The sequence below is a fragment of the Butyrivibrio sp. MC2013 genome (assembly GCF_000424585.1).
Taxonomy (GTDB): Bacteria; Bacillota; Clostridia; order Lachnospirales; family Lachnospiraceae; genus Butyrivibrio.
This window is the reverse complement of the sequence record NZ_AUKE01000018.1, coordinates 67,884-74,643: the sequence shown is the minus strand read 5'-3', so window position 1 is coordinate 74,643 and position 6,760 is coordinate 67,884. Positions and strand designations below refer to the sequence as shown.

Annotated in this window: 6 protein-coding genes; 2 read left to right on the top strand and 4 right to left on the bottom strand. The window is 44.2% G+C overall.

Annotation, left to right across the window (positions count from 1 at the left end; all coding sequences use genetic code 11):
• Both G636_RS0110585 and G636_RS0110580 read left to right on the top strand, forming a co-directional pair.
• Positions 1-282 (top strand): ATP-binding protein (locus tag G636_RS0110585; protein ID WP_026508038.1); only part of this gene is annotated, 282 nt, incomplete at its 5' end.
• A 657-nt stretch (positions 283-939) separates the two neighbouring features.
• Complete coding sequence (locus G636_RS0110580; protein ID WP_026508037.1) at positions 940-1,719, top strand: AraC family transcriptional regulator; 780 nt, start codon at positions 940-942, stop codon at positions 1,717-1,719.
• Here the strand turns inward: G636_RS0110580 and G636_RS0110575 are convergent, their stop codons facing one another.
• From G636_RS0110575 to G636_RS18195, 4 genes are read right to left on the bottom strand one after another with little or no spacing between them, the layout of a single operon-like run.
• Positions 1,720-3,600, bottom strand: a complete 1,881-nt coding sequence (locus G636_RS0110575; RefSeq protein WP_196803089.1) for a glycoside hydrolase family 127 protein — start codon at positions 3,598-3,600, stop codon at positions 1,720-1,722. It lies immediately after the preceding gene.
• Positions 3,601-3,625: 25 nt separating this feature from the next.
• Positions 3,626-4,453, bottom strand: a complete 828-nt coding sequence (locus tag G636_RS0110570; RefSeq protein ID WP_026508035.1) for a carbohydrate ABC transporter permease — start codon at positions 4,451-4,453, stop codon at positions 3,626-3,628.
• On the bottom strand, positions 4,450-5,358 hold the full coding sequence (locus tag G636_RS0110565) for a carbohydrate ABC transporter permease (RefSeq protein ID WP_026508034.1): 909 nt from the start codon (positions 5,356-5,358) through the stop codon (positions 4,450-4,452). Before G636_RS0110565 ends, G636_RS0110570 begins: the two co-directional genes overlap by 4 nt.
• Before the next feature lie 2 nt (positions 5,359-5,360).
• A complete protein-coding gene (locus G636_RS18195) occupies positions 5,361-6,731 on the bottom strand; it encodes an extracellular solute-binding protein (RefSeq protein WP_051226884.1) in 1,371 nt (456 codons plus the stop codon).
• Between the last annotated feature and the right edge of the window lie 29 nt (positions 6,732-6,760).

The window sequence follows — 6,760 nt, the reverse complement described above, 5'->3', positions numbered from 1 at the left end:
TTCTGTAGATATAAAGTGTTGATTATAGACGAGCTTGGCTATCAGAAGATGGATGTTGATTCAGCAAATCTGTTCTTCAACCTGATAGCCAAAAGATATGAGAAGTCATCAACTATAATCACTACAAATAGCCCCTTCTCTAAGTGGGCTGATATATTTCAGGAGCCAGTTCTTACAAATGCTTTGTTGGACAGGCTACTTCATCACTGTTCTGTCATAAACATCAATGGACCATCATACAGGCTCAAGGATCAAATGCAGTTTATGACTGAAGACAATTAAAAAATCTCAAATAAAAATGTTGTTTTTCATACATCTTTATTTGAGATAAATCCTACATTTTTATATTGACATTTGCAAATGGTCATTAAGTTCGCTTCGCGCCCTTAATTAAAGGGTATCTGATACCACTCTCTCAGGCACGCCTGAGACTGGCATCAGATACCCTTTATTTGCCGGCAAGCCGCCAAATGACCATTGACCGGACTATATCCCCCCTTCGCACTGCTCAAACAGCTTTCTCGTGGGCGCCCAAAGGCTTCATTTGAAGAATCAAGCAAAACAAACCATTTGAAGTGAAAGCTCACTGCGGAAAATAATCTTCTGCAGCAGCGCGATCAAGATATTCACCAGAAAAGGGAACAGTTATGGTGTTCGTACACGGCGGCGCGATTGTGAAAAGAGATAGAGAGAATACAATAGTTAAATCGCTTATAATACTGTGTATAATGGTTTGTATATTACAAATATCACATTTTATAATAGTTCACATATAACCTGTATCGCTATTGATAAGCGTTTTTATATATCTAGCGTATATTTTATGATAGATCAAATATTGTTTATATCAAACCAGGGCCGCCTTAAAAGCTGGCAGATGAAAGAAAAGCCGACGCTGCAAGTTGTTACTGCTCTTATTTTCAGATAGAAGGTATTTCTATGAATGGAATCAATCTCGATAAACCTATAAACTATTATTTTGCAAGCTTCAGATATTTTCAGAAAGGGGAGCACCATATCGAACGGGACTGCGCAGATGACGTATTGATAATGGTCTTTAAAGGCGTGCTCAGGTTTTCAGAGGATGGCCTGGAGTACGAGCTTGCCCCCGGGGAATATTATATCCAAAGGCACGGTCTGCACCAGGCGGGCGAAGTTGCAAGCGATGCCCCTCAGTATCTCTATATACATTTTTATGCCGATTGGGGAAATAAAGACAATGATGATGAAAGGCATTTATTGCCGAGAAGAGGTTATTTTGACATAGAAGGACTAATGCCTGTCATGAAGGAGATGGACTCCCTCTCTCATGCAGTAGTAAGCAATGCAGAGAGACTTGCAGTGTTTTACAAGATCCTTTCTCTCTTATATACAGGGAAGCTCCCTCTCACAGTAGAAGAGCGCATAGCAAAATATCTGGCAGCACATTACAGCGAGAAGATCACGCTGGAAGGTCTTTCGGCGCAGTTTCATTTTTCCAAAAATCATCTTATCAACGTTTTTAAGAAAAAGTACCATATCACGCCTTACGAGTATCTGATCGACCTTCGAATAAAAATGGCTGCCAGATTTTTAGAGTTTGGAACAGATCCTATTGAAATAGTTGCCAGGGACTGCGGCTTTGGGGACTATGCAAGCCTGTATAAATACTTTTACAGGGCCTATCATATGTCCCCGGGTGCATACCGCAGATCTGCAATAGAAGCCAAAAGGAGCTGATCAATCCGCAAGAAACCAGGTATTCATCTCTGTGATCCCTCTGTTTGCCCATGCAAAATAGGGAATCATCGTCAGGGAGATCTTCTCTCTATTTCTTGTGTATCTTCTGTATAAGCCCTGCATTTCGGGGCGCAAAGTCCCCTCCAGTACAAGGGAAGGAAGGGTTCTTCCTGCTATCACCCTGGTGCCAAGAGCAGGAAGAGCTCCAGGATCCAGTCTGATATCACGCAGAGGTAGATCTTCATTGTCTATTCCCTCCGCGCAGTATACAAGGGGGCCTCTCATGACCGCCACACGGCCGGCCACGTCTACGACATCGCGATTTGCTTCAACGAATAGAGTATCCATTTTCAGGATCAGTTCTACCCTATCGCCCTTTTCCCAGGATCTGTCCAGGATTGCATATGAATGCCAAATATCACAGCTGCACTGCTCCCCATTTACCATGATCCTATGATCGCTGCACCAGTTAGGGATACGCAGGGCAAGCTTAAATACCCCCTTTGTCTCCACCTCTATCTCTACGCGTCCATCCATAGGATATTCTGTCCTTTGAGATAATCTGATCAGCTGATCACCAAGGCAGATTCCAGCATCTCCGCTCATATAGCACTGGGTATATATGGTATCCCCGGATGAGGAATACATATATTCGCCGATTGAACCTATCATACGGATCAGATTAGGCGGACAACAGGAGCAGTCAAATACTTTCACCCTTTCCAATATGGGCAAATGCTCCCTAAGTCCCTGGGCCCTTGATGAGTTAAAACGGTTCCTCCTTGGATCTGCCGCCAGAGGATTCTCATAATAGAAGCTGTCCCCCGCCAGTGAGATACCGCCAAGCACCGTATTATACAGTGCCCTTTCCGCCCAGTCCGCATATTTTCCATCAGCCTCGATCAGCCACATCCTCTTGCAAAACATTGTAAGGGCAATGGAGGCGCATGTCTCATTGTAGGCAGTATATTCCGGCAGATCATAATCAAAGGTAAAGGACTCTCCGCGATAGGTTGAGCCAATCCCGCCTGTGATATAGATCCTTTTCTCAGTGATATTCTCAAACAAGGCCTGACAGGCCTCCGCCAGGGCATCTTCACTATTAAGCATTGCCATATCTGCCATGGCACTATAAAGATAGAGGGCACGGACGCAGTGTCCCTCAGCAGTCTTTTGATCTCTCACAGGCAAATGTGACTGCATATGCTCCTGATCTGCAAAATCATATGTGCTATCCCTAGCGCTTTTGCCCCTCATATCCAAAAAATATTCTGCCAGGAGCTTGTAGCGTTCCTTACCTGTATAACGGTAGAGCTTCACTAGAGCGAGCTCTATTTCTTCATGTCCCGGAGTATCAAATGCCGCAGAATGCTCTATGCGAAATACACGATCTATGAGATCTATATATTTCACTGCAATATCCAGCATTTTGGTCTTGCCAGTAGCCTTGGCATAAGCGATGGCACCCTCAATCAGATGACCTGCGCAGTAGAGCTCATGGTCTGTTCGCCTCACAAAACGCTCCCCGGGTTCAACCACGGTAAAATACACGTTTAGATAGCCGTCCTCATCCTGATATCTCTCCATCCTGTCCACAAGAATATCTATTTTCTCTTCAAGGACAGGATCCCTTTTTTTAGAAAGAAAATACGCGGCCCCTTCGATCCATTTCGTAATATCCGATTCCCAGAAAATGTGCGGTTTACCGGGCATTCCCTCTTTCCACTCACATTTAAGAGCTTCAAAGCGGCCGGTCTCTTCAAAACGGTCATAGACTGCTCCTATTGTAGTATTTTCCACAAGCTCCTGCTCTTTTTTCCAAAAGCCGTCTGTGACAACCACCTCATCAAGCTCCACAGGCCTTCCGGAGTATTTCCTCATAAAACACATTTTTGATCCCTTTCTATCACGCCTTCATACCGGTCATAGCAATGCCTTCAATCAAATGTTTCTGCCCAAACAAAAAGGTAATGATGCAAGGTGAAACAACAATTGTCGAAGCTGCCATCAGAAGATTCCATTTTGATTGATAATCCCCTCTAAACTGCAAGAGGCCCAGTGCCAAGGTGAAATGTTCCTTATCATTCAAATATATGATCGGCCCGAAAAAGTCATTCCAGTTATTAAGGAAGGTAAATAAGGCCACTACGATCATGACCGATCTTGCCAAGGGAAGTATGATCCTGAAATAGATCTGGACCGGGCCTGCGCCGTCTATTTTGGCTGCCTCATCCATTTCCCTTGGAATGCCCAGAAAAAACTGACGCATCAAAAAGATATTGAAGGCACCTCCGCCAAAAAAGGAAGGCAATATAAGGGGCCAGAAGGTATTAACCATATGCAGATTTTTCCAGATCATGAATTGAGGAATAAGCGTTACAGTCCCCGGCAGCATCATAGTTGTCAGAATAAGCGCAAAGCAAATGTCCCTGCCCTTCCACTCAATCCTGGAAAAAGCAAATGCTGCCATGGAAGACGTCAGCAAAGTACCGACCAGACATCCGCCGACAATGACCAGCGTATTTACTGCATATCCCAGAAAGTCGGCCGTCTTTAGCGCTAAGCCATAATTACTCCAGAGCATCTCCCTTGGCCAGATAACAAAGGGCTTCATGCTGTATATATCCGTGTTTTTCATGAAAGAGGACCTTATCATCCAGTAGAGAGGAATGATGCATACAAATGCCAGGAGACAAACTATGAGATCCAGCATAATTCTTTTAGTCAATTTCATCGTTCATCTCCTCCTTCATAATACACCCATTTTTTGGACGTCTTAAACACCAAAAGGGTAAGCAATAATACCACAAAGAACAACAGCCATGCCATTGCTGATGCTACGCCCATATCCATATATTTAAAGGCCTGACGCCATAGCTCGTATACATAGAAGAGCGAAGCATTATTTGGTCCTCCCTCTGTGATGATGTATGCCTGACCAAATACCTGCAGGGCGCCGATCATGCCCATGACCAGATTAAAAAACAATGTGGGCGATATCATAGGTAATGTGATATTCAGAAATTTGTGCCAGGCATTACCTCCGTCTATCTGGAGAGCTTCGTAATACACTCTCGGGATATCCTGGAGACCGGCCAGGAAGATCACCTGTGTTGAACCGGTCCCCCATATTCCCATAAAGACAATAGACGGCAATACACTATCTTTCCCCCAAAAGAAATAACTGGTAGGGAGATGCAGCCATTCAAGCAGTGTATTAAAAAGGCCAAAATCAGGATTCATCAAAAGTATCCATACAAAGCTGGAAGCAACTGCAGGAAGAATACAGGGCAGATAGAAAATAGATCTGAATACAGCTCTTCCTTTCATGTCTCTGTTCAACAGCAATGCGATCATAAATGCGAATGCAAGATTTGCAGGAACAGCCATGACAGCATACAGGGCTGTCACCTTAGCAGCTATCCAAAAATTACCCATACTACCATTTAGAAGATTAATATAGTTTTTTAATCCTGCCCATTTAGGCGTCCCCAATATAGAATAATCGCATAAGCTATAGTAGCCGCTCAGGAGCATAGGTCCCAGGTTAAATACGAATAAACCCAGCAGCGCAGGCATGGCAAAAGCCCACCCTATGATGTTACCCTCCCCTGCTCTTTTGACAGTCATCACCTTCATCGTCATTTACCATAGAAGCCCTGCACCTGTGCATCTGCTTCATCCTTTATCTCGCCCATCACTTCTGCAGCAGTCTTTTCACCGGACCACAAGTCATCCAGGGCAGGTGTGATCACATCATTGATCTTGCTAAAGTTCTTGACATATACAGTAACAGGCGTCTTGGCAGTTCCGTCGATCATAGGTTTTACGACTGCATCATAGTAGTTAGAAGGATGCTTGTCCGTGATCATGGACTGCATATAGGCATCATCATACTCTTTCATATTTGTGGGCAGCCACAGGCCTGACTGCTGCAGAGGCGCACATACTCCTGTTTCTGTAAGCAGATATTTAATAAATTCAAATGCTTCATCAGCCTTATCTGTTTTCATCAAAGAGATAGCGCCATAGGTAGCTACAGTACTTGCCGTGTCTCCCATCCTGGGAAGTGCAGCCACATTGTATTCAACACCATCTTCCATCAGTCCCGCATTGGACCACTGACCGTCAAAGCTCATAGCCACCTTGTTGGTAGCAAGTGCTTCGGACAATCCCGGCATAGTCTCTCCTGCAGTAGGTGTAGGCGCAACATGATACACATATGTTAAGTCGGCCAGTTTCTGAAGGACATCTATTCCCTGCTCAGAAGCATATGCAATGGATTGTCCGTCCTCAGTCAGGTATTCCATTCCTTCGCCATATAAAAACGGCATGATACCTGCCCACCATTTCTGGATATTTACACCATAGATATCGATATTATCTGCATCAAAGTCAGGATCCAGAGCATTTTTGCCATTTTTGTCGATTGTCAGCTTTTGAGCAGTATTTACAAAAGTATCCCAGTCCCAGGCATCGGAATATTTTGCAGGCGGCTCCTCAACACCGTATTCTTCAAATAGGCCGGGATTGTAAAACATACATATGTTTTCCGAGCCGATACCGTAGCCTGCCATGTAATCAGCATTTAGCATATATTTAAACTGATCTCCCAACGCAGACACATCAAAATCAGAGTCTTTTGCTATATAATCCTGCATATTCAGGACTATTCCCTCTTCTGCCAGAGGAAAAAGCAAAGTGTCACTGTTCATCATACAGATCTCCGGAGTGTCATTTCCGGCTATCATGGTTGTCAGCTTGGTGTCATATTCATCAGGTATATTCATGATCGTCACATGTATCCCCGGGTGGGTCTTATTGAAATTCTCTGCGATCTCTTCATAAACTGCCAGTGTATCGCCGCCGTCCCATTCTGTAAATCTGACTTCTACAACGTCACCTTTGGCCTCTGCAGCCTTTGATCCTCCCGCTTCATTTGAGCTGCATCCGGTCATAGCCATGATCACCATGCCTGCCACAAAAATATTGAATAGTCTTCTTTTTTTCATAGAAACCCTCTCCTTAATCTTGTAGTTGC

What these genes read in the sequence shown, in the direction of transcription:
- G636_RS0110580 (WP_026508037.1), top strand. Translation starts at nt 940, where the DNA reads ATGAATGGAATCAATCTCGATAAACCTATAAACTATTATTTTGCAAGC.
- G636_RS0110575 (WP_196803089.1), bottom strand. Translation starts at nt 3,600, where the DNA reads ATGAGGAAATACTCCGGAAGGCCTGTGGAGCTTGATGAGGTGGTTGTC.
- G636_RS0110570 (WP_026508035.1), bottom strand. Translation starts at nt 4,453, where the DNA reads ATGAAATTGACTAAAAGAATTATGCTGGATCTCATAGTTTGTCTCCTG.
- G636_RS18195 (WP_051226884.1), bottom strand. Translation starts at nt 6,731, where the DNA reads ATGAAAAAAAGAAGACTATTCAATATTTTTGTGGCAGGCATGGTGATC.
- G636_RS0110565 (WP_026508034.1), bottom strand. Translation starts at nt 5,358, where the DNA reads ATGAAGGTGATGACTGTCAAAAGAGCAGGGGAGGGTAACATCATAGGG.